21 protein-coding genes and 2 tRNA genes are annotated in these 23,337 nt (G+C 58.5%); 19 read left to right on the forward strand and 4 right to left on the reverse strand.

The features are described 5' to 3' along the window. Window positions 1-15: 15 nt before the first annotated feature. Entirely contained in the window at window positions 16-423 is a 408-nt protein-coding gene (locus tag CVE41_RS02835) for a hypothetical protein (protein WP_100259288.1), read from the reverse strand. A 138-nt stretch (window positions 424-561) separates the two neighbouring features. Between CVE41_RS02835 and CVE41_RS02840 the strand changes: the two genes are divergently transcribed. From CVE41_RS02840 to accC, 4 genes are all read left to right on the forward strand, one after another. Continuing rightward, window positions 562-975 carry a holin family protein gene (locus CVE41_RS02840; RefSeq protein WP_100259289.1) on the forward strand — a complete coding sequence of 138 codons (414 nt, stop codon included), beginning with the start codon at window positions 562-564 and terminating at the stop codon, window positions 973-975. 99 nt (window positions 976-1,074) lie between these two features. Continuing rightward, on the forward strand, window positions 1,075-1,509 hold the full coding sequence (locus tag CVE41_RS02845; protein WP_100259290.1) for a type II 3-dehydroquinate dehydratase: 435 nt from the start codon (window positions 1,075-1,077) through the stop codon (window positions 1,507-1,509). Between the two features lie 76 nt (window positions 1,510-1,585). Further along, on the forward strand, window positions 1,586-2,083 hold the full coding sequence (accB, locus tag CVE41_RS02850; protein ID WP_100259291.1) for an acetyl-CoA carboxylase biotin carboxyl carrier protein: 498 nt from the start codon (window positions 1,586-1,588) through the stop codon (window positions 2,081-2,083). Between the two features lie 8 nt (window positions 2,084-2,091). Next, complete coding sequence (gene accC / locus CVE41_RS02855; RefSeq protein WP_100259292.1) at window positions 2,092-3,441, forward strand: acetyl-CoA carboxylase biotin carboxylase subunit; 1,350 nt, start codon at window positions 2,092-2,094, stop codon at window positions 3,439-3,441. A gap of 598 nt (window positions 3,442-4,039) precedes the next feature. Here accC and CVE41_RS02865 read toward each other — a convergent pair. Both CVE41_RS02865 and CVE41_RS02870 read right to left on the reverse strand, forming a co-directional pair. Beyond that, window positions 4,040-4,459 carry a GFA family protein gene (locus CVE41_RS02865; protein ID WP_232725771.1) on the reverse strand — a complete coding sequence of 140 codons (420 nt, stop codon included), beginning with the start codon at window positions 4,457-4,459 and terminating at the stop codon, window positions 4,040-4,042. 4 nt (window positions 4,460-4,463) lie between these two features. Further along, complete coding sequence (locus CVE41_RS02870; protein WP_100259294.1) at window positions 4,464-4,928, reverse strand: Lrp/AsnC family transcriptional regulator; 465 nt, start codon at window positions 4,926-4,928, stop codon at window positions 4,464-4,466. Window positions 4,929-5,149: 221 nt separating this feature from the next. On the opposite strand from CVE41_RS02870, the gene CVE41_RS02875 reads away from it, so the two are divergent. The 5 genes from CVE41_RS02875 to CVE41_RS02895 all read left to right on the forward strand — a co-directional run bounded on the left by CVE41_RS02875 (window position 5,150) and on the right by CVE41_RS02895 (window position 10,543). Next, window positions 5,150-6,913, forward strand: a complete 1,764-nt coding sequence (locus CVE41_RS02875) for a sensor histidine kinase (RefSeq protein ID WP_100259295.1) — start codon at window positions 5,150-5,152, stop codon at window positions 6,911-6,913. 46 nt (window positions 6,914-6,959) lie between these two features. After that, window positions 6,960-7,961, forward strand: coding sequence for a polysaccharide deacetylase family protein (locus CVE41_RS02880; RefSeq protein WP_100259296.1), 1,002 nt, complete (start codon window positions 6,960-6,962; stop codon window positions 7,959-7,961). Between the two features lie 61 nt (window positions 7,962-8,022). Then, window positions 8,023-8,099: transfer RNA gene (locus tag CVE41_RS02885), tRNA-Ile, on the forward strand. Between the two features lie 84 nt (window positions 8,100-8,183). Continuing rightward, window positions 8,184-9,905, forward strand: coding sequence for a site-specific integrase (locus CVE41_RS02890; protein ID WP_100259297.1), 1,722 nt, complete (start codon window positions 8,184-8,186; stop codon window positions 9,903-9,905). Window positions 9,906-10,069: 164 nt separating this feature from the next. After that, window positions 10,070-10,543 (forward strand): hypothetical protein, encoded by a 474-nt coding sequence (locus CVE41_RS02895; protein WP_100259298.1) that lies wholly within the window; start codon window positions 10,070-10,072, stop codon window positions 10,541-10,543. A 38-nt stretch (window positions 10,544-10,581) separates the two neighbouring features. Here CVE41_RS02895 and CVE41_RS02900 read toward each other — a convergent pair whose 3' ends face one another. Then, complete coding sequence (locus CVE41_RS02900) at window positions 10,582-11,766, reverse strand: hypothetical protein (protein ID WP_100259299.1); 1,185 nt, start codon at window positions 11,764-11,766, stop codon at window positions 10,582-10,584. An 81-nt stretch (window positions 11,767-11,847) separates the two neighbouring features. Between CVE41_RS02900 and CVE41_RS02905 the strand changes: the two genes are divergently transcribed. From CVE41_RS02905 to CVE41_RS02950, 10 genes are all read left to right on the forward strand, one after another. After that, a complete protein-coding gene (locus tag CVE41_RS02905; RefSeq protein WP_100259300.1) occupies window positions 11,848-13,347 on the forward strand; it encodes a type I restriction-modification system subunit M in 1,500 nt (499 codons plus the stop codon). Then, a complete protein-coding gene (locus tag CVE41_RS02910; RefSeq protein WP_232725772.1) occupies window positions 13,340-14,488 on the forward strand; it encodes a restriction endonuclease subunit S in 1,149 nt (382 codons plus the stop codon). Before CVE41_RS02905 ends, CVE41_RS02910 begins: the two co-directional genes overlap by 8 nt. A 26-nt stretch (window positions 14,489-14,514) precedes the next feature. After that, a complete protein-coding gene (locus CVE41_RS02915; protein ID WP_157799377.1) occupies window positions 14,515-15,315 on the forward strand; it encodes an abortive infection family protein in 801 nt (266 codons plus the stop codon). After that, complete coding sequence (locus CVE41_RS02920) at window positions 15,312-18,356, forward strand: type I restriction endonuclease subunit R (RefSeq protein WP_100259303.1); 3,045 nt, start codon at window positions 15,312-15,314, stop codon at window positions 18,354-18,356. The genes CVE41_RS02915 and CVE41_RS02920 overlap by 4 nt, the downstream gene beginning before the upstream one ends. Next, window positions 18,356-19,111: a M48 family metallopeptidase gene (locus CVE41_RS02925; protein WP_100259304.1), complete on the forward strand. Its 756-nt coding sequence runs from the start codon at window positions 18,356-18,358 to the stop codon at window positions 19,109-19,111. The genes CVE41_RS02920 and CVE41_RS02925 overlap by 1 nt, the downstream gene beginning before the upstream one ends. A gap of 221 nt (window positions 19,112-19,332) precedes the next feature. Continuing rightward, entirely contained in the window at window positions 19,333-20,340 is a 1,008-nt protein-coding gene (locus tag CVE41_RS02930) for a hypothetical protein (protein WP_157799378.1), read from the forward strand. 322 nt (window positions 20,341-20,662) lie between these two features. Further along, window positions 20,663-21,250, forward strand: coding sequence for a recombinase family protein (locus CVE41_RS02935; protein ID WP_100259306.1), 588 nt, complete (start codon window positions 20,663-20,665; stop codon window positions 21,248-21,250). A 173-nt stretch (window positions 21,251-21,423) separates the two neighbouring features. After that, window positions 21,424-22,671 carry a hypothetical protein gene (locus CVE41_RS02940; protein WP_157799379.1) on the forward strand — a complete coding sequence of 416 codons (1,248 nt, stop codon included), beginning with the start codon at window positions 21,424-21,426 and terminating at the stop codon, window positions 22,669-22,671. Between the two features lie 107 nt (window positions 22,672-22,778). Next, window positions 22,779-23,069 carry a hypothetical protein gene (locus CVE41_RS14700; protein WP_100259308.1) on the forward strand — a complete coding sequence of 97 codons (291 nt, stop codon included), beginning with the start codon at window positions 22,779-22,781 and terminating at the stop codon, window positions 23,067-23,069. A 167-nt stretch (window positions 23,070-23,236) separates the two neighbouring features. After that, a tRNA-Pro gene (locus CVE41_RS02950) sits at window positions 23,237-23,313 on the forward strand. Window positions 23,314-23,337 lie beyond the last annotated feature (24 nt).

A 23,337-nucleotide genomic window follows, 5' to 3' on the forward strand; every position in this document is an offset into this window, starting at 1 on the left:
TGAACGCGGCTGGGCTCAGCCCGGGCTGATCGCGCGATCCCCGCTGAGTGCTGCGATCAGGCCGGTCGCATAGAAAGCGACCAGCACGCCGACGATCGCGGTGGGCGACTTGCCGGCCTCGGCGATCCCCGCACCGCAGCCTGCATCGTCGGCCCAGTCGAGCCAGTCCTGCCAGGAATAGAGCTCGTTATCTTCGACGTCGCGGTAGGTTTTGCCAACATAGCGCCAGTCTTCCGGCGCATTGCCGTCTTCCAGCCATCGGGCATATTCCGGCTCGATCCGGTCGCAATCCCACAGTTCGGGAATGTCGAGCGCACCTTCGGCCGACGATGGAATCGGGTCTGCCGGTTGCGCCAGGGCGCCGCCTGCGACCAGCGCCAGGACTGCTGCTCCGGCTGCGATATGTGAGAAGACCCGCTTCATCCGATGCTCCGCATCTTGTTCGAGAGCCAGACATTAGCGCACTTGCCGTTACGATACAATGAAGCGCAGCCCGATTGGGCCGGTCCGTTTCCTACACGATCCTATTTGGTTATTTGAGGTATTTTGGAGGAACCAATTATGGCAGTCATCGAATCGCTTATCGGCCCTATCGCCTCGATCATCGACAAGATCATCCCGGACAAGGAAGCGCGCGCCAAGGCCAAGCTCGAACTGCTCGCGCTCGAAGGCACCCACGAACTCAAGTCCATCGAAGCCCGCCTCGCCGCCATCGTAGCCGAAGCCAATTCCAAAGACCCGTGGACCAGCCGGGCGCGACCCAGCTTCCTCTATGTAATGTACACGATGATCCTGTTCGCATTGCCGATGGGCATCCTGGCGGCCTTCCTGCCGGAGGCGGCCGGAGATATCGGCGACGGCATCACGCGCTACCTTCGCGGACTGCCGGACGAGCTCTACGCCCTCTTCGGTACCGGCTACCTCGGCTACACCGCAGCCCGCCAATGGGGGAAGGCAAAGGGTATCGAGGGATAATTCTCCCAGGACCGTGTTCCACATGTTCCACTCTGTCGGAGGCGCGTGGGGGCAATCCAACTATGTCCCTGCGCGCCAGGCTGGGCTAGGAGGCGCTTCATGAGCACACTCGTCTACGTCCTCAACGGCCCCAACCTGAACCTTCTCGGCACGCGCGAACCGGACATTTACGGCTCCGACACGCTGGCCGATATCGAGACCGCGCTGCACGGCCAGGCCAAGACCCTCGGACTGACTATCGACTTTCGCCAGACCAATCACGAAGGGCAGCTGGTCGACTGGCTCCACGAGGCTAACAGTGAAGGCGCTAAGGCGGTTTTGCTCAACGCAGCGGCCTATACCCACACTTCTATTGCCCTGCTCGATGCGTGCCGCGCGATCACGGTTCCGGTCATCGAAGTGCACCTGTCGGATCCCTCGAAACGCGAGGAATTCCGCCATGTTTCCTATGTGGGCATGGCCGCTGCCGACTGCGTCCAGGGCCTGGGCGCACGCAGCTATTCCGTAGCGTTGGACAAGGCTGCCTCGCTGTAACGCAATCGTCACAGCCCCTTGTCTTGCACGCCGAGCCAGAGCATAGGCGCGTGCAACAGTTAACAAGGGACCATTCATGGCCGAACGCAAAGGTAGCGCCGGGAAATCCGGTATGAACGTCGACACTTCGCTGGTTCGCGAGCTGGCTGAAATGCTGGGCGAGACGGGCCTCACCGAAATCGAGGTCGAGGATGGCGATCGCAAGATCCGCGTATCGCGCGGCGGCGGTGTGGCAATGGCCGCCCCCGCCCCGATGGCAGCAGCATCTGCACCGGCAGCTGCTGCTCCTGTACCGGCTCCCGCCCCAGGTAATGATCCTGCGCCCGCAGAAGCCGATACCGCCGGAGCGCTCAAGTCACCGATGGTCGGGACCGTCTACCTCGCTCCCGAACCGGGCGCCGCCGACTTTGTGAAGGTCGGGGACACCGTGAAGGAAGGCCAGACACTGGTGATCGTCGAAGCGATGAAGGTCATGAACCCGATCGCCGCCGACAAGTCGGGCACGGTCAAGGCGATCCTCGTCGAAAACGCCCAGCCCGTCGAATTCGACCAGCCGCTCGTCGTCGTCGGCTGAGGCAGGTCATGACGATTTCGCGTATCCTTATCGCCAATCGCGGCGAAATCGCGCTCCGCATTCATCGCGCCGCGCACGAGATGGGCATCGAGACGGTCGCGGTGCACTCCACCGCCGACGCGGATGCGATGCACGTTCGCCTGGCCGATCACGCCGTTTGCATCGGCCCGCCGAGCGCGACCGACAGCTATCTCAACATCGCCAACATCATCTCGGCCGCCGAAATCGCGCAGGCCGATGCGATCCACCCCGGATACGGCTTCCTGTCGGAAAACGCCAAGTTCGCCGAGATCGTGGAAGCGCACGACATCAAGTGGATCGGCCCCAAGCCCGAACATATCCGCACGATGGGCGACAAGGTCGAAGCCAAGCGCACCGCAGGCAAGCTCGGCCTCCCGCTGGTGCCCGGCAGCGACGGCGCTGTTTCCGAGATCGAGGAAGCGCGCAAGATCGCCGACGAGATCGGCTATCCCGTCATCATCAAGGCCGCCAGCGGTGGCGGCGGACGCGGAATGAAGGTCTGCGAAAGCGAAGACCAGCTCGAAACCCTGATGCAGCAGGCCGGTAGCGAAGCGAAGGCCGCGTTCGGCGACGCCACCGTCTACATCGAGAAATATCTCGGCAACCCGCGCCACATCGAATTCCAGGTCTTCGGCGACGGTGAAGGCAATGCCATTCACCTCGGCGAACGCGACTGTTCGCTCCAACGCCGCCACCAGAAGGTCCTCGAAGAAGCGCCCTCCCCTGTCATCTCGGAAGAAGACCGCATGCGCATGGGCGAGGTCTGCTCCAAGGCGATGCGCGACATGGGCTATCGCGGCGCGGGCACCATCGAATTCCTGTGGGAAAACGGCGAGTTCTATTTCATCGAGATGAACACCCGCCTTCAGGTCGAACATCCGGTGACCGAGGCCATCACCGGCGTCGATCTGGTGCGCGAACAGATCCGCATTGCCGACGGCAAGCCTCTTTCGGTCGCGCAGGAAGACATCGAGTTCAAGGGCCATGCGATCGAGTGTCGCATCAACGCCGAAGACCCGTTCACCTTCGCTCCATCGCCCGGCAAGATCACCCATTACCACCCGGCGGGCGGCATGCACGTACGTGTCGATAGCGGCCTCTACGCTGGCTATTCGGTTCCGCCTTATTACGACAGCATGATTGCCAAGCTGATCGTCTACGGGCGCAACCGCGAAGGGTGCATGATGCGCCTGAAACGTGCGCTGGAGGAAATGGTGGTCGAGGGCGTAAAGACCTCCATCCCGCTCCACCAGGCCCTGCTGGAACAAGACGACGTGAAGAGCGGCGACTACTCGATCAAATGGCTCGAGGACTGGCTCAAGGAGCGTGAGGCCTGAGGTCGACCCATCACCGCAAACGACCAGATCGTAGTTACTCGAGATGACGCAATATTGAACCCAATTCGCTGAAGAGGGACGCTTTTGTCGATAAAGCCTGAAATTGTCGTGGCTGAGGACCGAAGCGCTCTTTTCGAGCTCTTGAATTCCAGCGAACGAGGTGCAATCTCTGTCACCTCAAGTGATGGAAAGACGATGACTCTTCCAAGCGATTGGATGCCAGTTCGCGAGCCGATTGGAGCCGGGTATCTCGAGATAGTTTCTCAAACAGCGGAGGAAGCTTGGTCGATTGATACTAGCGAAATCGTCAGGGTGAACTGCTTGGAATCTGGCGAATTACTCTGGGAAACTCGACGGGGTGACCTTATTCGGCCTAGCACGCCAGCCGTGGAGAGAATGCGGATTATCGCGCTATTCTACCTCCCAATTCTTTGCGTTATCATGTTGAACTACTTCTTGGGTTGGAAGCTTTTTGGTGAGTGGGACGGAATAGCAACTTTAGCAGGCTTTCTGGGAGCGATGCTTTTGATTTCAGCAATTCCGCGACCGGCAGAAATAATCTAGGTTCTGCAGCGACCTTCAGGCATTCTGGCCCACGCTAGTCGAAATCGAACCCCGCAGCCTTCGCCTCTGCGATGATCTCTTCGCCGGTCATCTTAGGGTGCTCTCCGCCGATGCAGGTCCAGCTGGCGGCTTCGTCGACGAAGATCTCTTTCTCGACCTTCGCGCCGCTGGCGCTGTCGAACAGGCCGGCCGAAAAGCTGCGGTTGCCGGTGGGGAGGAATTTGAACCACAGGTTCGACCCGCAGGTCTTGCAGAACGCACGCTCGGCCCACTCGCTCGACCGGTAAACGGCGACGCTATCCTCGCCGTGGATGGTGAATTGCTTGCTTTCCAGCGCGCTGTAGAACGCCCCGCCCCAGCGGCGACACATGGTGCACTGGCAAATCTCGATCTCGCCCGAAGCGTCCGCAACTTCGATGCGGACTGCCTTGCAGAGGCAATGACCCTCCACCACCTGATCAGCCGAGCGGGACGCCCGGTTCGCTCTTCGAAGTGCGAATGGTCAGCGAGGTCTTCACACTGGCCACATTGGGCGCCGGCGTCAGCTTGCTGGTCAGGAATTCCTGGAAGCTCTGCAGATCCTTGCTGACAATCTTGATGATGAAGTCGATCTCGCCGTTCAGCATGTGAACTTCGCGCACTTCGGGCAGGTCCAGCATCGCCGCTTCGAATTCGCGCAGCGCGTCTTCGGCCTGGCTCTTCAGGCTGACCATGGCGAAAACCGTGATCGAGAAGCCCAGCTTCGAAGGATCGAGTTCGGCGTGGTAGCCACGAATGACGCCATCTTCTTCCAGCGCACGCACGCGGCGCAGGCACGGAGGCGCGGTCAGGCCGACGCGATGGGCCAGTTCGACATTGGTGATTCTGCCTTCGTCCTGCAGTTCGGAGAGCAGGCGACGATCGATTTCGTCGAGATTGGCCATGCGAGTCCTCGATAATTTGATGCGCCATAAAGACGCTGCGCGCTTAAGAAATGTTGAAAAGGCGCAAGCATCGTATTGGCTAACATTATTATCTTTGCCAGCAATCGTCCCGCTTTGCAACGTGTCGGAAACATCTCGTTCATCACGTTTGTTGGAGCGATAGAAGGGACGCGCGCGTAATGGTTACCCGCCTGCAAACCACCTAAGCTTCCGGAGCATCGATGCATTTTGACGACCGCCTTGCTACTGTGCTGCGCAATCGCGCGGGCGGAGAGCGTGCGGCCAAAACGCAGTTCCGGCAGCTGATCGACCTGCTCGGCGAACGTCCGCAGGCAGGCGACAAGGCCCTGAAAGCAGCAGCTTACCTGCGATTGATCGCATTGGGCGAGATGATTTCCGTGGCCGATCGGGCCGCGATCGTCGGTGAGAACGGCTGGCGTTTCCGCAATCCGGAACTGGTGAAATGGTTCGGCGAGGCGCATCCGCATATCGCCGCAGCGGCGCTATATCGTGCGAATCTGACAGGTGAGGAATGGGAAGAAATCATCCCCCGCCTCCCGATCCGTGCACGCGGCTTCCTGCGCCATCGGCGCGATCTTCCCGTTGCGGCGGAGCGTGTTCTCGACGCCCTTGGGGTGTCGGACCGCGCGCTGCCGCAGCCGGTGCTCGAGCAATTGAGCCAAGATGCGGTCATGCCCCCTCCCCCGGTCGAGGAACCGGAAGACACGCCGGAAGAGATCTTGGAAGAGCCTGCGCCCCTGTCGCTCGGCACGCTCGAAACATCCGAAGCTCCTGCCGACGAAAAGCCTGCGCCGGAAGATCGGCCGATCGAATCCGGGAAGGACGGCATTCGCGCCCTCGTCGACCGCATCGAAGCGTTCCAGAAAGTGCGCAGCGAACGCGTGCTGGATCAGGACGATCCGCGCCTTCCGCTCGGCGAAAAGGACGCGGCATCGCAGGCGCGACCGCTCGACCAGTTCGTTTTCGGCAGCGACACGGACGGACGCATCGACTGGGCCGAAAGCGGCATCGCGCAAATGGTAGTCGGGATCGATCTCGCCCATGCGGCGAACGATGAGGACCATGCTGTGCGCGCATTGCGAATGCGCCAGCCGCTTTCCGGACTTGCCGTGCACCTGCGCGGCGCAGGGCGAATCGAAGGTGACTGGATCGTCGATGCTACCCCGCGCTTCACGCGCTCGGAAGGGCGCTTCTACGGCTATGTAGGCCGCTTCCGCCGTGCAGTATCCCAGGTCGAGGACCGGCGCGAGGCCGAAGCCGACCGCCTGCGCCAATTGCTTCACGAGCTGCGTACGCCGGTCAACGCGATGCAGGGCTATGCCGAAATCATCCAGCAGCAGGTGATCGGGCCGGTCCCGCACGAATACCGCGCCATCGCCGCGACCATCGCGGGCGATGCCGCCCATATCCTGGCCGGGTTCGAGGAACTGGACCGGCTGGCGAAGCTGGAAACCGGCTCGCTCGAGCTGGAGCAAGGGGATGCCGATTTCGCCGCGATTGCGCGCAAGCAGGTGGCGCAGTTGCAGCCGGTACTCAGCCCGCGCGTTGCACGGTTCGACACCGACTTTGGCGAAGGACTCGCGCCTATCGCCCTGTCCGCTGCGGAAGCGGAACGGTTGGCCTGGCGCTTACTCGCAACAATCGCGGGGACGCTTTCGGCGGGTGAAGCGGTAGCCATCAAGATGGAGACCGGCCGCGAACAGGTGGAATTCGCACTCAGCCTGCCCTCGGGCCTCAAGTCTGCAGACGACGTATTCTCCGTGGAGACCCGTGCCAATGCGGGCGCGCTGAGCGCAGGGATCTTTGGCGCCGGCTTTTCACTCCGCCTCGCACGTGCGGAAGCGCGGGCCGCGGGAGGCGAACTGGCGAGGGTGGAAGACGCGCTGGTTCTCAGTCTCCCGCTCTTGACCGGGGTGGAGAGCCTGCCTAGCCCTGAAGGGCAACCGGACAACGCAACCGGTTGAGAGCGGGTAACGACCCCCTGGACCAGTTAAGCTTGGGGAAGCAGATTTGTCCGAACGCAGCCTTCTCGATCCTCCGCCGCCGGCCTTGAAAGCGCGGTTCAAGGAAGGGTTCGGCCAACGCGCGTTGCTGACCATCGATACCGAAGAAGAATTCGACTGGTCGAAACCCCTTGCGCCGACAGGACACAAGGTCGACCACCTGCTGCGGATCGGGAAATTCCAGGAATTTTGCGAAGGGATCGGGGTCATTCCCGTCTACCTGGTCGACTGGCCGGTAGTCTCGTCGGGCCAGGCCAAGGACATCTTCCCTCCGCTGGTTGCAAGCGGACGCGCGGAAATTGGTGTCCAGCTGCATCCCTGGGTCAATCCACCACAGCGCGAAGCCGTCACGGCTCACAATAGCTTTGCCGGAAATTTGCCTCCCGACCTCGAGCAGGAAAAGTTCGACAATCTCGTCGATGCGATCGAGCAGAATCTCGGCGTATCGCCGCTCATCTACCGAGCCGGGCGGTATGGCGTGGGGTCGCAGACGGCTTCCATCCTCAAGCAACGCGGCATCGCTATCGATACCTCTGTCAGGCCGCATCACGACTATTCAGAGGAAGGCGGGCCGGACTTTTCGCGGCATCCCGACTATCCTTACTGGACCGACGAACAGCGTAGCCTGCTCGAGATCCCCCTGACGACCTGTTACTGGGGAATGCTGCGAAAGCAGGGTGCGACGCTGCAACCGCTGGTGCAGAAATTCCCGGGGTTGGGAGGCGCGCTCGCACGAACCGGAATGCTCGAGCGTATCCCACTCACGCCCGAAGGCACGACCAAGGAAGAGGCGATCCGCTGTATCGACATTGCGCTCGACGACGGTCTCGAATTGCTTGTGCTCAGCTTGCACAGCCCTTCCCTCGTGCCCGGGCATACCCCCTATGTTCGCAACGAGGACGATCTCGACGCGCTCTACGATTGGTTGCGTGCCGTTTACGGCTATTTCGACCTGCGCGGAGTGAAACCGACGAGCGTCGGTGAAATCATGCACCAGGTTGAGGTTTGAACGCTTGCGCTTGCCAGACGGCGCGTCTAGGCGGCGCATTCGTCTGACCACAGATGACATGGGGCCTGTAGCTCAGTTGGTTAGAGCTGGCCGCTCATAACGGCTAGGTCGCGGGTTCGAGTCCTGCCGGGCCCACCACCCCCACCGCCGGACGGCAGAAAAGCGTAGATTACTGTGTAGTCTACGCTTTTCTCGTCGAACTGTGACACTTAACTGTGACACATGAGCGACGAAATGGCGAACTATCCGGGCCTCCATATACCCGACAACTCTCCGAACTGGCATGTGCGGAAGCGCACACCAAAAGACCTCCGTCAAATCGAGAAGAGAGAGTCGATCCGGCGCAGCCTCGGGACAGCGGATAAGCGGGAGGCCATTCGACGTTATCCGCTCAAATTGGCCGAGATCGAGGCTGGCTTCGCCGCTCTGCGTGAAGAGATCAGGGCGAAGCCCGTCATAGAAGCAGCGCTAGCAACCGGAAGGATTGAAGAGCTTGGTCGCGCAGCAATCGAGGGCTTAGTCGAAAATTGGTGGTCGAAACGGAGCGGATACCGCACTCACGACTGGATTGACGGACAAACCATGGGCGACGCTCTTCGCGAAATTGCCGATGACGAAAGGCTAAATGCTCTCGCAGACCGCGAGGGACGCGATCTCGCTGGTGACATTGCCGATCAACTTCTTGTGGAAGCGGGTGCTGCCAGCCGCCCCCATCGCTCCGGGAGTATCAAGAGTACTGTCGAATATCCAATCGTCGCTCGGGAAACTCTGGCGTACCGGCAATTGCGAGCACTCGTCGGCAAAGGACTTGAGTATGAGGCATCTCTGGCGCGAGATCAGCTTACAGGCGCTGACAGCGCTGCCCCGCATGCCATTTTCAATCCGAAAGGGGCACCTAGACAGACCGCTAGAAAAACGCTCGGCGACCTCGTGCGCGAATACCGGAAAGAGCGAGAAAGGCTTCACGGTGTGGAGAGCACCGCGAGAAAGTTCGGTTTACTCTTCCGCATTCTTGAGGAGCAATGGTCGGATGATCTACCACTCAACAAGATCACTCGCGAAAGCTGCGTAAATCTCATCGGCTTCATCCAGCGCTTGCCCGCCAACGGTAGCAAGAAGTTTCCTCGGATGACGCTGGAGGAAACCGTACAAGTCGCCGAGCAACGAGGCCACAAGCTCCTCTCGCCCAATACCGTCGGCAGTTATGTTCAGAACTTGTGCGCTCTGCTCCGATGGGGAGAACGCCAAGGCTACGGAGTGGAGGTCAACCTTGACGGTCTGAAACCCAAAGCCGAAGCGGAAGTACAGCGGCGGGGCTACGAACCCGAAGAGATGAAGAAGCTCTTTTCCGGGCTAGTTCCGTTTCGTGAAAGCGAACCTCATAAGTTTTGGGTGCCTGCGCTCGCTGCTTTCACTGGCGCACGAGCCGAGGAGATTTGCCAACTTCGGACCGAAGACGTTATCAGGGTAGCAGAGGTCAACTGCCTAAACCTGACACGTTTCGATACGAAAGGTCGGGCGGTGGCTGGAAAGCGGTTCAAGAACACTCACAGCGAACGCGTCGTGCCGCTGCACAGAGAGCTACTCGCCGCTGGGTTCCTTTCGTACGTTGAAAACTGTCCTGCTGACGGGCGACTGTTCGATGCACTCAAGCCGGGCGCGAAGGGCAACTACTCACACAACCTATCGAAGTGGTTTGGCCGCTACAAAAAGACTGTAGGGTTCGACGATCCAGCGCTTGTCTTTCATAGCTTCCGGCACGGCTTCCGGGATGCGTGTCGCGATGCCGACATACCGGAGGAGACCGCGCATGCCTTAGGAGGATGGGCGACCATCAACCAAGGTCAACGCTACGGCAACCGAGGGGCTGTGAAGAACCTTCATCGAGCGCTGCAAAAAATTGGCTATGAAGACTTTTCACTGGCCGACGCGGTTTGCCCATAAAAACGATCCGAAACCCCCTTAACCAGACACAGCACTTCCCTTTAACTATCAGCCTGTTAGGAAGGAGGCCAACAACGGGAGGAACGATGTCAAAAGCTACGTTACTGTGTTGCCTGGTCGCTTCGTCGATTTCGATCTCCGCAGCAGGGCAAGAGACCTCAAGCTTGCGCGAAGCCCAGCCAAAAGACCTAACAACGAGGATTGAATTAGCGGTCGAAGAGGCTCGCAAGGCGCTAGACGACCAACTTACTGATTATCCCAGCGCGCGCTTCCGCGGTGTTCGCGCCCGGATTGTGCCCTCTGTCTACTCAAGCGACGAAGGACAATCAGACAAGGTTCCGTGGACTCACCGTGGCGGCCCCATTCTTGTACTTTGCGGGCAGATCAACGCGAAAAACCGGATGGGTGGCTATACGGGCTGGAGTGATTTCGCGTTTAGGCCATCACAGGTTGACGTTGTCACGCTCTACAATTTCGAGAAACCTCGGATGCCTTATGAGACCAATATCGCGGAGAAACCTCGACTGACTGTCGCGACCGATCGGCACGACGCAGAAAGAGTTGAACTACTTTGCGGCCCGGATGGCGAGGATGCTAGTCAACTTGATCTCGCCAATAGGTTAGCTTTTGAAGCCTAATCGGATTGTCTTGCAACTGGTTGCAACAATCACTCGCGTCAAACAGTCGGCCATCCGAAGCCGAACTTCGCAACGTAGAACTCCTCTCGCAGCATCGCGAGGTCTGCTTCCCATTGCGAGATCGCGAGAGCAAAGCTTGCGGTGCTCCTACGCTTCGCGGATCGTGCGAAAGATGCGAGGCTGTGCGCCATCTTTTTCAGGCGAGCAGGTGAGGATGGTGGCCCCCACGATTTGACATAGTCAGGGCTTTCCAGCGGAGGCAAAACCATCTTGAAGGTCCGCCGCAGGACCGCACGGCGCGCGTGGTCAGTCAGATCAGAACTCTCGCCCACGTGGTAGCCAAGATACGAGAGAAAACCCTCTGACGCCCAGTTTATCTCAACGCCGCCCTTGCGACTTCTGCCAGCCCGCGTCGAGGGCCAATCAAAGTAGTCATCCGAGTTGAACTGCAACTTGGCCCTCCGGCCCCACTCGCCTTCGATTCTGGCGATGAGGCGGTTGTAGGTGTCCAATCTCTCGGAATTGCGCCCAGTCTCCTCGATATAGCCCGCTAGCGCGACGTGCTTCTTCCACTCGGTCGCAAGCTTGGTGAACGACGCCCTTTGCACGTTCTCGATCAGTGCGGCGATTTCATTTTGGCGCTCCTGCCACCGTAGCTCGGACGGTGTAAGTTCTCCCTGCATCGCAGCCGCTTTCTTCCGAAGCTCTGCAAGAAAGCGTTTTTCTCTCTTCGACCTTTTCTCCGCCTCGATCTCGGTCGGGCTCCTCGGAGGACCCGCAGGAGCTTTCGCCTTGGATTTTTTCCTCTGCTTCTGCGCAGGTTTTGGCTTTGAAAGTAAGGAACCTTGTGCCTTCTGCTCTGCCTTCTTGGCCTTTCGCCTCTCGGCCTTGCTACTCATGAACTTGGACGACGGCTTCGGCTTCCTTTCGACTTTTGGCCTCACCGTCACGCCAGCGGCCAAAAGCGCATCTGCCATTGCCGAGTTCACCTTGCGCTCCTGATTCGGGGGCTTGGCCTCTTTCTTGCGCGTGCCGCCAGCAGCCAGATCGCCTTTGCGCGCAACGGGTTTCGCAGGTGGCTTCTTACCCAGCCGGACGATAATCGGGCCTTTCTGATCGCCTGCCTTTGCGATGGCGCGATTGACGGCGCGATCGCGTGCGCGATCCTCCTCCGTGCGAGGCTTCCAGCGCTTATTCCGCTTGATACTGCCTTTGGTACCCATTTCCCCCCGTGCGCGTGATAGTGCCCGGTTGCAGTGTGCCACCAGCCGGGTAAACGATGAGCAAATACTTTTGAGGGATCAATGGGAAAGCTGACACAACAAGAACTTGAGCGACATCTGTGGGGCGCTGCCGACATTCTGCGCGGCACTGTCGATGCGGGCGACTACAAGCAGTACATCTTCGGCCTCCTCTTCTATAAGCGCCTCTGCGACGTGTGGCAGGAGGAGTATGAGGCCCTGCTCGAAGAGACCGGCGACCGCGAGGAGGCAGCCGATCCTGACGAGCACCGCTTTCACGTCCCAGCCGAGCATCGGTGGGAGGCGGTGCGGCAGCAATCGACACAGATCGGCCAGCGCCTCAACAACGCTCTGGCAGCAATCGAAGACGCCAACCTGCGCTTACGCGGCGTGTTCGGCGACGTGGATTTTGCCAATCAGGATCGCTTCTCGGACGCGCTTCTAGAAAAGCTCCTCACGCACTTCGAGAAGCACCGTCTGCGCAACGAGGATGTGCCAGCCGACATGCTTGGCGATGCCTACCTCTACCTCATAAAGATGTTTGCCGAGGGCGCGGGAAAGAAGGGCGGAGAGTTCTATACGCCCCGCCAGATTGTCCGGCTCATGGTGGAGATCATCGAACCTCGCCCAGGCATGTCGATCTACGACCCGACCTGTGGCTCGGGCGGCATGTTGCTGGAGGCGGTGCAGTATTTGAAGGATCGCGGCGAGGATGCTCGCTCGCTCTCGCTCTATGGGCAGGAAAAGAACTTCGCAACGTGGGGTATCGCGGAGATCAATCTGTTCCTCCACAACGTGGATGACGCCTTTATCGCTAAGGGTGACACCATCCTGTCACCGAAGCGATACGACCCAGCCGCCCGCGAGTTCGTAGAAGGGATCGGGGCCTACGACCGAGTTCTCGCAAACCCTCCCTTCTCCGAGAAGCAGTGGGGCCACGAGGTATGGTCAAACGGTGATCCCTTTGGACGCGACGAATACGGGTGCCCACCGAAGGGCTACGGTGACCTTGCTTTCGTGCAGCATATGCTCGCGAGCTTGAAGGACGACGGTATGATTGCTGTAGTCGTTCCGCATGGTGTGCTCTTTCGCGGAGGAGCCGAGGGGCGCATCAGAAAGGCCTTGCTGGACGAAGACGTGATCGAGGCGGTTGTAGGCCTCGCACCCAATCTTTTCTACGGAGCAAGCATTCCAGCGGCCCTGATGATATGTCGCAAGAACAAGCCTGACGAGCGCAAGGGCAAAGTGCTCGTTGTCAACGGGGATGGAACCTACCAGCCGGGCAAGGCGCAGAACTTCCTGACCAACGACCATGTCCGCACGCTGGCCGATACCGTCCACGCTTTCGCCGATGTCGAGAAGCTGGCCCGCGTCGTCCCGGTCGAGGAGATCGCCAGTAACGGCCACAACCTCAACATCAGCCGCTATGTGCAGACGGGAGCGGACGCCGAGGCGGTCGATGTCGCGGCGGAGGTCGCCAAGCTGCAAGACCTGATCGCCAAGCGCAACGAAGCCGAAGCCGTGATGTTCGGGCACCTCAAGAGGCTGGGCTATGTTGAGTGATGTTGCCGAGCTGGATTGGAAAGCTGATGCGCTGCCCGATGGCTGGCGTTCGGCGGAGCTTGGCGACATTATCACGCTTGAATATGGACGCTCGCTGCCCAAGAAGGCAAGGCAACCCGGCAGTGTGGCGGTCTATGGATCGAATGGCGTGGTTGGCACCCATAATGAGGCGCTAGTGCCCAATGGTGGCATCATTGTCGGGCGCAAAGGCACGGCAGGTTCGGTGACGGTTTCGCCCGGTCCATTCTGGCCGATTGACACCACCTATTTTGTGAAGTCCCGGAAAAGCGTCGATTGGGATTGGTTAGCTGCGACCCTACAGCATGTTCGGTTGAACGAGTTAAACGAAGCGACCGGCGTGCCCGGCCTCAATCGCGACAAGGCGTATCGCCAGCCAATCCTATTTCCACCCCTCGACGAGCAACGGCGGATCGCCGAGGTGCTGCGGTCTGTGGATGAGGCAATTGCACGCGGCCAAGAAGGCTTAGACTTCGGCGAACGCTTGCTCACCATCAAGCGGAGAGCAATCTTCAAGCGATTGATCACCGATCCTGACGATAGCGCTCTGCGGTTCGGCGACATTTGCGAATTGGGGCGCGGATTTGCGTTCAAAAGTGAGGATTATATTGACGATGGCATCCTCAATTTTCGCGTAACCAACGTCGGCAGACCCGCTTCTGAATTGGGTGAAAAGCGGTTCTTACCGCCAAGCTTTCTGACCGAATACGAGGAATATCGACTGAATGGCGGTGAGATCGTTTTGGTGATGGTCGGCGCAACTGTCGGGAAGCTCGGGCGAATTCCTCATTCAGTGTGCCCTGCGTTGTTGAACCAGAACATGTGGACGCTGACTGCGAAAAAGCCTTTCGACCAAAACCTACTCTGGCACCTCACGCATGTGCTGATTGAGCAGAAGGTCCATGACGCTCAAGGTGGCGCTTATTCATTCCTAACGAAGAAAGATTTCTTGGAACACCGTGTTGGCCAGTTCGATCTGAATGAAATTGCAGGGCAGGTGGCCAACCTCACTTCCATTGAGCAGTATCTTCGAGTGCATTCCAGAGAACTACGCAGGCTGCACAGTTTGAAAGCCAGCGTGATGTCTGAACTTCTTTCCGGACGGGTGCGAGTGCCAGCATGAGGCTAGGACAAGGAACAATCGCTAGCTTGGGCGACATCGCGTTCGCGACCGGAATGAACAGCAGCAGTCTGATCGGCTTCTTCAATTCCTTCGGCTTAGATGAGGAGATGGTGCACATGCTCGGCAGCAAGCGCCAATTCGCTGTCGATGCGTGGCGCAAGTTGAGCGGCTCACACGAGCTTCCAGACGCGATCAACCAGATCCTTAGCCCTCATTTCTTCGGCAATCCTTCCGAACGAGAAATGCACGTCGATCAGTTGCGACGGTGCCTCAAGCTGGACGGGTATGACCTCGTAGACGACGGATGGCAGCTTCACATCACCTCACGCTCCGGGGCTGCCGCGACCGGCGTACTGAACCATCTCAAAGCCCATGGCGAACGCATCGACCATGAGAACCTCATTACGCGTATTCGCATTATCGAGCGTGAAGCGGAGACCAGCCCAGCAGATGCGATCGGGTCGGCAAAGGAGCTAATTGAAGCTGTCTGCAAGGACATCATCGAGCGATCTGGCGGCACCATCGGTAAGAAGCCGACGCCAGCTTCCTTGCTCAAACAAAGCCTTTCGGCGCTTGAGTTAGCGCCAGAAGATATTCCCGATAGGTCGAGGGGCGTTGATGCAATCAGAACAACCCTCAACTCGCTGGGCAGCATCACCCACCAGCTAGACGAACTCCGCGGACTTTATGGCTCGGGTCATGGCAGGTCGAGTTCAGCGAGGGGGCTGACGCCGAGGCACGCAAGGCTTGCAGTTGGAGCGGCAGGTACTCTCTGCCTATTCCTTGTCGAGACCTTTGAGGTTGAAAGAGGGACGAAGGAGGCATGAGCGAATACCGCCTGGCCGAAAAGCCTGCTCTGGACATATTGGAGGCGATGGATTGGGAGCGCCTATCGCCCACCAAGGCGCTGGAGATGCGGCAGGAAGAGAACCGTGTCATTCTCAAGCCTGTTCTCATTGAGGCCCTCCAGCGACTGAACGAAATAGAAGCCGAAGACGCCGAAGCGATCTACAATGATCTCGCGACACTGTCGGACAACGAGGAGTGGCAAAAGAAGCTGCGCGGGTCATACTCCCGCCGACTGGTTGGCGAAAACCGGGATAGCCCGATTGCGCTGATCGACTTCAAAGATGCCAGGCGCAATTCCTACCATGTGGTGCGGCAGTTCCGCGTGGTGGCGCAGCGTCCGCGCATCCCCGACATAGTCCTCTTTGTGAACGGTATCCCGCTCGTCGTCGTCGAGGCGAAGTCGCCGATGAAGAAAACGCCGACGGGTACCGAAGCCTACGACCAGATGCGGCAATACGAGCGCGATATCCCTCGCCTGTTCTGCCCCAATGCCTTCAATATCCTGACAGATGGGATGCGGACCGAATACGGCGCTACGGGATCGCCAGAACAGTTCTTCGGCCCTTGGCGCGATGCGTGGCCGCGAGACCGCGATGAGTTCCCCGACGATCTTTCTAAAGACCTCTGGTGTCTTTGCGAACCTTCCCGCCTCCTCGATCTCTTAGCGCACTTCATCGTCTTCGAGACCGACCCCGAAACGGGTAAGAAGATCAAAAAAATCTGCCGCTATCAGCAGTTCCGCGCTGTGAACAAGGCTGTACAACGGGTTGCAGAGGGAGAGCACCGTAAAGGTCTGATCTGGCACACGCAGGGAAGCGGCAAGAGCCTCACGATGGTCTTCCTCGCGCTCAAGCTGAAAACACACCTGACGCTGGACGCTCCGAGCCTAGCCAACCCCAATATCCTCGTCCTGACGGACCGCATTGACCTCGACGACCAGATCAGCCGAACCTTTGTTGCCTGTGGTCTTCCAAATCCCGTCCAGTGCGGATCGGTTTCCGCGCTGCGAGAAGCAGTCAATCGCGGTGGCAACGGCCAAATACTCCTCTCGACTATCTTCAAGTTTGCAGGATCAAAGGAGGCCATTCCCAACTCGGAGAACTGGATCGTGTTGGTGGATGAGTGCCACCGCACGCAGGAGAAGGACTTGGGCGCGTTCCTACAAGCCACCCTCCCAGATGCCCACTTTTACGGATTCACTGGCACCCCGATTAAATCGACCGACAAGGATACATACGCCCGCTTCTCGGTCGCTGGAGAAGGATATCTCGACAAGTACGGCATCGACGATGCAGTGAGCGATGGGGCGACGGTGCCGATACGGTATGAGGGCCGAAAGACCGACTGGTCTATCAATGAGGCGGAGATCGACATCCTGTTCGATCGCTGGTTCGTGGACCTCCCTGACGACAAGCGTGAGGAGCTGAAAATCAAGGGCCTTACCGTCGCGACCATCGCGAAGCATCCCGAGCGGGTGCACCTCATCGCCCTCGACATCTGGGAGCACTTTAAGGCCGTTTGCCAGCCAGATGGCTACAAGGCCCAGATCGTCGCCGTGGATCGGGAAGCGGTCATTCTCTACCGCGCCGCGCTATCTGCTGTAATCGCGGCAGACCTCGCAAAGAATGGATTGGATCCGGACGAGGCGAAGGCGAAAGCCGACGCGATGATCGCCTGCGCGTTCTCCAAGAGCCAGGAGGACAACAAGCCGAGCGAAAAACCAGAGGTTGCCGCCCTACGCGCGCAACTCGAAGAGCATTACCTCGACGACCCGGCAGAGAAGGAGGTGAAGAAGCGGTTCAAGGTGCGCGGTGCAGAGCCGAGCTTCCTCATTGTCTGCGACAAGCTTCTCACCGGGTTCGATGCCCCCATTGAGCATGTGATGTATCTCGACAAGCCGCTCAAGGAGCACAACCTCCTACAAGCGATCGCACGAACGAACCGGACCCACGCGTTCAAAGACAGCGAGGGTGGGATGATTGAGAAGCCTGACGGGCGGATTGTCGATTATATCGGTGTTACCAACAATCTCGACGAAGCGCTGGCCTCCTACCGTTCAGAGGACGTTGAAAACGCGATGCGCGACATCGCTATTTTGCGGAATGATCTGAAAGAGGCACACGCTCGGTATAGAGCGCAAAAACGCTCCATGAAACTTGAGGGTTTGGACGAGAAGGCTGCCGCCTATGCCGCAGCCGATCTGGTCGCCAAAGGGGACGAGGACGATTGGTTCGACCTCCAGCGCCTGGCTCGTACCTTCATCAAGGTTTACAGCGATCTCTCACCCGATCCGGCGATCCTCGATTTCACTCAAGAGGTGAAATGGGCCGCCACATTTCTGCGGCTCGCCGCGCAGGCGATTAACAAGGATGAGAGCCTCGACCACCGCAGCTACAGCGGCAAGATCAGGGATATGCTGGAGCAGCATGTCCACGCGACAGGCCTCTCCACTACGATCAGGCTGCGAAATATCACCGATCCAGAGTTCTCGGACGATTTTGCAACGGGTTGCAAATCGGATGAGGAGTTGCAGGAAGCCTTCGTTCGCAAGTCCACCGAACTACGTCGCGTAACGACTGAATTGGTGGACAAAAACCCTGCGCAATATGGGCGTTTCTCCGAGCGCGTGCTGGAAATTATTAGGCGGTTTGAAGAAGGGCAACTTGCAGCCGCAGATGGCCTACGCGATTTCGAGAACCTGACCGGTGACATCAAGGCCGAGCAAGGCGCTCACGCGGAACTCGGCATGGACGAGCACGCATTTGCTATCCTTCGGATTATGGAAGACATCGTGCCTGACGTTCCGCACGAGGCATTGCGTGATGCGGCGATTGAGATAGGCGCGCTATATGCCGAGGCGGCATCGACCCAACCCGCCTTTACCCACATGGATGATTATCTCCGAAGGCTACGTCGCGACGTTCGCCGTATTCTCGCAGCTAATGAAATCGGAGAGACAAAAACGATCCGTGAGAAGGTAGAGGACTATGTGGTCCACGCCTTCGGGACTGGACAGTGATGCCAACTCTCCAAATCGGCAAAAAGGTAATACCTTACGAGCTTCGGCGGTCCTCCTCCGCACGTGAGCGCCGAATTACTGTCACCCCCGGACATGTCGAGGTGCTTGCTCTCGTCGATGACGACGATGAACAGTTGGCAGCCTTCCTCGATCGCAAACGCAAATGGGTTTTCAATACGGTGCGGGAGATGGATCAGATCACTGCGACCCGTCATGCGGTGCCAAGGTTCATGACTGGATCGAAGATACCGTATCGTGGTCGCAAAATGCCTTTGACGGTCAGGCGTACCGATGCAGAGCGGATCAGCGTATCCTACCGAAACGGGTTCATTGTCGATCTTCCTGACTGGGCCGGACAAGATGCAGATCATTTGGTGGCGAGCGAGCTTCGGCACTGGTTGAAGAAACGCGCGCGCCAAGACGTCCGCGAAATAGCGGCCAGTTACGGTAAAAGGTACGGCCTCGTTTCCCGCTCGATCCGAGTTGCCGACCTGTCAAACAGTTGGGGTTCTTGCGGTCCCGAAGGCAACATTCTCGTCAATTGGCAGCTTATCTTCGCACCAAGAAAAGTCTTGGAATACGTGGTTGTGCACGAGCTTTCTCATCTCATCGAACGCAACCACGGCGCGCGGTTCTGGAGCGTACTCGCCTCGTATCTGCCATCCTACGAGGAAGCGCGCCATTGGCTGGAGCGAAACGAAATCACTATTCCAGCCGATCTGATGAGCACGCACACAAGAGGTCATGACAGCTAGAAAGGCGCGGTGTCGTCGGCCTCTCCTTGCACACGATGTGTGCTCAACCGCAGATCGGACCAAACCTCTCATTGACAAGCATTTTTCAGAACAATAGCACGACCGAACCGAACTGCCGGTCAAGGTCTTTGTGAGCCTCTCATGGCTACCTTTCTCCCTTGATGTCGGTGGGGGCACAGGGCGACCAATTTTGGTCGCCCTTGGCTTTTGGAGAGGATTTTATGTCAGTGCAGGCCGACCGGGTTTACATCGCCAACTTTGGCGAGGGCAACGCCCTCTGGCCGACTGCGAGGGCAAACAACACTGTTTTGACTATCGACAACGTTGGCGTGCATCCTTTCTGGCAGGCAGGCGATCGCGAGGGCTTCATTAGCGCCGCGTTGGAGACGACGTTTACCGCGCGAGGCGTGCGCCCGACCAAGCAGACAGCGGGACGTTGGTACAATCTCATCGACGAGTTGCGCGATAGCGAAGGCGATATTTGGATTTCTCGACAGGGTGCCGAAATCTGGTGGACGGTAACCGAGCCGGGTGATCTCCAAGAAGAACTGATTGCCTCGACTAATCCCGCTCGCGACGGGCCAGAGGTCTGGCTGCTGCAAAAGTCTTGCAGACCGTGGACGAACCGCGATGAAAAAGGTCGCCCCCTCTTGTGGGAGGCGCTGCACGCAAAGGCCCGCGACTTTCTTTCTACCGAGGCGACCTTCCAAAGCATCGCCAATGATCGCGGCTATGCCGACTATGCGCGAGCGCTATTGGCTGGAGAGCCTCTGGACGCATGGCATTCGACAAAGCTCTTTCGCGACAAGGCAGAGGCTTCAACCAAGCAAGGTGGGCGCACCTTTTCCGCGAAGGAAACGGCAGCGATGGATATGACTAGGACGCTCCTACATACGGTGACCCAATCAAATGGCCAGACTGTGGAGCGTCGGGTCAAAGAGAAGAACACCGACCTTTCGAGGGAGGAATGGGAAGCCCTGCTCCTTCGCTTGCTCGGGGAGCAGGAAGACCGCTGCGCACTTACGGGCATGCCTCTTGGTTATGTCGGCGAAACCGACGACCTACAGATGCGCCCATCGCTCGACCGAATTGATAGCAGCGGTCACTACACACCGGACAACGTCCAGATCGTTTGCCGCTTCATGAACCGCTGGAAAAGCGCCGATCACGATGACTTGGTTAGGCGATTGCTTGGTAAGCTTCGAGAGCACTACCGCACGGGGGTGTAGTCCCTCTTATTCAAACGGACCTTGAGAGAAGCCGATCTCTTCCCGCGCGCAGTCGCCTTGCTATTCCCCCCTACCCGGTGAGGGCAGCCCCCCTCTACTTCCGACGATCACCCTCCTGCATTTCTTGAACACCCCCTACCCTGTCAGGGTAGGCCCCATCTGTCTCTGCCCGATGCCCAAAGCAGAAATCAGCCAAGGTACGAAAACTTGTAACTTTTGGGCCTAGCAAATCACCTTGACCCGAAAGACCCATTAGATACGGAACCTGTGTTTTGGGGCACCCCAAAATAGACGAGGTATCTTCTGGGTCTTGGAGAGTTGAATGAGCCGCATCGCCTATTATCGCGTGTCCACGGGCGGCCAGAGCATCGAAGCCCAACGCAGTGCTTTATCTGGGCCGTTTGATCGTGAGTTCAGCGACGAGGGTGTGAGCGGTGCCACACTGGCCGCTGCCCGTCCGGGCTTTGGAGAATTGCTGTCCTACGTCCGGGACGGCGACACAGTCTGTGTTTACGCGCTCGATCGGCTCGGACGCGATGCTCTCGATGTGCAAACCAATGTGCGAGAGATGCTAGAAAAAGGCGTGACGCTAGATGTCGTCGGTCTAGGCCCAATTGGCAGGGGAGTGGGAGAGCTAATCGTCGCAGTCCTCGCGCAGATCGCGGATATGGAGCGGCAACGGATCAAGGAGCGCTGCGATGCAGGGCGAATAGCAGCCCGGCAAGCTCTGGCAGCTACCGGCAAAACGCATCGTGGCAAGGCGGGGTTAGGAAGACCTCGCGCTGCTGATCCAGCGGAGGTCCGCAAATGGCGACAGGATAACGGCGCAAGCATCCGCCAAACCATGGATCAATTCGGCATCTCGAAGAATACTGTCACTCGCTATTGCGCTGCTGGTAGGTCCAGCTAGACGCCCACGGCCATTCCCACTCTCTATAAGGTCCGAGTTGTAGCCTAAATGTGTAACGTTGAAGCGACGAGCAAACGTCGATGAGCGCGGAGAACGACCTCCCACCACCGCGAGAGAGAAACAGATACGGAATACGGTCATATACCGAAAATCCACCGGTCGCCGCCGAGGCGTTGTTCGACCGGCTCGAACTGCGAGTCAAAGGCTCGATCGCCGCGCGCGACGCGGCTTCGATGGAAAGTTATGTTGGGCAAATTGGTGCTAGCGCGGAGCAGCCTCGGCTGCTCGGACTTGCGCATCTGCATGGCGGGGCGTGGAAAGCATCGGCGGTGAACGGCACGACAATTTCGCGCTGCGACGTGCGGATCGTGAGAACCTCGCCAAACGCCCACCTTGAAATGGTGATCTCTGTAAACCCGATGCGCACGCTCGGACATTTACTCGACCGCTACCGCTTCGACGATCTAACCGCCATCGAGCCGACTGACTTCTTCGCAGCGGCCCCAGAGCCAACGGCAGCGAACCTCACCCTCGATGGCAACGACAATATGGTGAGTGACTATCGCTCGTTCGCTGGGACGGTCCACCGGACCTATTTGCAACGGGTTGCAGAGTTTCTCGCGCTATTCGAGAGCAACCTTCGCAGCAAGATTTTCGCCGAACTATGCCCTGCCTCGATCGGGTTTGACCGACATGAAGAAGGGGCAACCAGTCTCGGGAGGAACGATGACGTCGAAGTCCGGCTCGACTGGGGTGACCTGACGGTTTCTCAAGCCGAAGTGTGCTGGGAGCGGTATGATCCTGACGCGCTCGACAAAGCACATGAGTTCGCCAGACAAATCTTGGTCTCGGCTCGCAGCGCCAGCGTAGACACCTATGGGGGCCGTCGAGGACCGACCGTGGGCCGCAATCTGGGCGCTGTTTCGACCCAATTGCCGCTGACACCTTCGGGAGACGTAAGTCTGGCAATCTACGCGAAGGCGAGAGATCGGCTGCGGATCGAAATCAGATACCGCAAAGACCTGCCGGAGAAGGTTCGCGCGAGATTACCTGCCAATCCTCACCTCACAGATTGGCTCAACGCAATCAGCGAGGCAGCGAGCGAACGGCTTTCGGCCCACGACTTCGCTAGGCTAACTCAACCAGTGCGAGAAGCGCATGAGGAAGCCCTAGCCGATCTGCTCGATGCCGTGGCCGATGTTACGACAAAGGCAGGCGGCAAACGACGCCCGATATTCCTGGAGCTACTTCGTCATGGAAGCATAACGGCTACCAACCATCACGGGACCGCACCGACACGAATATTGGAACGTCTCGCCAGTCGGGGTGTGCTCGAACATGTCCGGCTCGTGAAGAAGGACAGTAAGATAGGACGCCGCTATCGACTAACCGAGAAGTACCTGCCGCTCGTGACAAGGTAGTACGAGCGCCCTCCAGTTAAATGCGACCTACATATCTAGCTATTTCAATAGTTTATATTTTATTCGCTCAGGAAATTGGGTACATTCCAACCATTCAGGAGGTTAGAATGAAAACCCAAGTCGGAGACCAAATGTGCTTTCAGGGCTATACGTCAGAGCCCTCTGAATGGCAGCCCAATATGTCACCCGGTAGGATCGTGGTCGTATTCAAAGATAATGGAGACGGGGAGTACCTTGTCTTCCCGCTTTCGGATGACGGGCAGTTTGACCCCCTGAACGGCGAGGTCGTTTTCCAAGAAGAGATGGTCAAATTGCCTCTCCCACGGCTTCCACGCGAAGCGCTTGCTGCTCCATTCGGTACAGGGTTAGTTGTTGAGCCTCGTCGAACATCAGCTTGACCCGGATGCTTGGCACTCGTAAGCGACCGCCGGTGTGACACTTAGGTGTGACACACTGATTGTCGCAGTACGGACTAAGTTGCTGATTTTATTAGTGACTGGCCATTGTGGGTTTTGCTCCTGCCGGGCCCACCAGTCGTTTGTGTCGTCAGTCGGGATTGCCGTGTCGGGGAGTAGCGCAGCCTGGTAGCGCATCTGTTTTGGGAACAGAGGGTCGCAGGTTCGAATCCTGTCTCCCCGACCAGCAATCCATTTCGAGGCAGGAGGA

Origin of the sequence: Qipengyuania seohaensis (assembly GCF_002795865.1) — a bacterium.
GTDB classification, from domain to species: Bacteria; Pseudomonadota; Alphaproteobacteria; order Sphingomonadales; family Sphingomonadaceae; genus Qipengyuania; species Qipengyuania seohaensis.

Excerpts from the sequence above, each read along its gene's own strand:
- CVE41_RS02930 (WP_157799378.1), top strand. The coding sequence starts at position 19,333 with ATGTCAGTGCAGGCCGACCGGGTTTACATCGCCAACTTTGGCGAGGGC.
- CVE41_RS02905 (WP_100259300.1), top strand. The coding sequence starts at position 11,848 with ATGGGAAAGCTGACACAACAAGAACTTGAGCGACATCTGTGGGGCGCT.
- CVE41_RS02920 (WP_100259303.1), top strand. The coding sequence starts at position 15,312 with ATGAGCGAATACCGCCTGGCCGAAAAGCCTGCTCTGGACATATTGGAG.
- CVE41_RS14700 (WP_100259308.1), top strand. The coding sequence starts at position 22,779 with ATGAAAACCCAAGTCGGAGACCAAATGTGCTTTCAGGGCTATACGTCA.
- CVE41_RS02870 (WP_100259294.1), bottom strand. The coding sequence starts at position 4,928 with ATGGCCAATCTCGACGAAATCGATCGTCGCCTGCTCTCCGAACTGCAG.
- CVE41_RS02935 (WP_100259306.1), top strand. The coding sequence starts at position 20,663 with ATGAGCCGCATCGCCTATTATCGCGTGTCCACGGGCGGCCAGAGCATC.
- CVE41_RS02835 (WP_100259288.1), bottom strand. The coding sequence starts at position 423 with ATGAAGCGGGTCTTCTCACATATCGCAGCCGGAGCAGCAGTCCTGGCG.
- accB (WP_100259291.1), top strand. The coding sequence starts at position 1,586 with ATGGCCGAACGCAAAGGTAGCGCCGGGAAATCCGGTATGAACGTCGAC.
- CVE41_RS02925 (WP_100259304.1), top strand. The coding sequence starts at position 18,356 with ATGCCAACTCTCCAAATCGGCAAAAAGGTAATACCTTACGAGCTTCGG.
- CVE41_RS02900 (WP_100259299.1), bottom strand. The coding sequence starts at position 11,766 with ATGGGTACCAAAGGCAGTATCAAGCGGAATAAGCGCTGGAAGCCTCGC.
- CVE41_RS02840 (WP_100259289.1), top strand. The coding sequence starts at position 562 with ATGGCAGTCATCGAATCGCTTATCGGCCCTATCGCCTCGATCATCGAC.
- CVE41_RS02845 (WP_100259290.1), top strand. The coding sequence starts at position 1,075 with ATGAGCACACTCGTCTACGTCCTCAACGGCCCCAACCTGAACCTTCTC.
- accC (WP_100259292.1), top strand. The coding sequence starts at position 2,092 with ATGACGATTTCGCGTATCCTTATCGCCAATCGCGGCGAAATCGCGCTC.
- CVE41_RS02890 (WP_100259297.1), top strand. The coding sequence starts at position 8,184 with ATGAGCGACGAAATGGCGAACTATCCGGGCCTCCATATACCCGACAAC.
- CVE41_RS02875 (WP_100259295.1), top strand. The coding sequence starts at position 5,150 with ATGCATTTTGACGACCGCCTTGCTACTGTGCTGCGCAATCGCGCGGGC.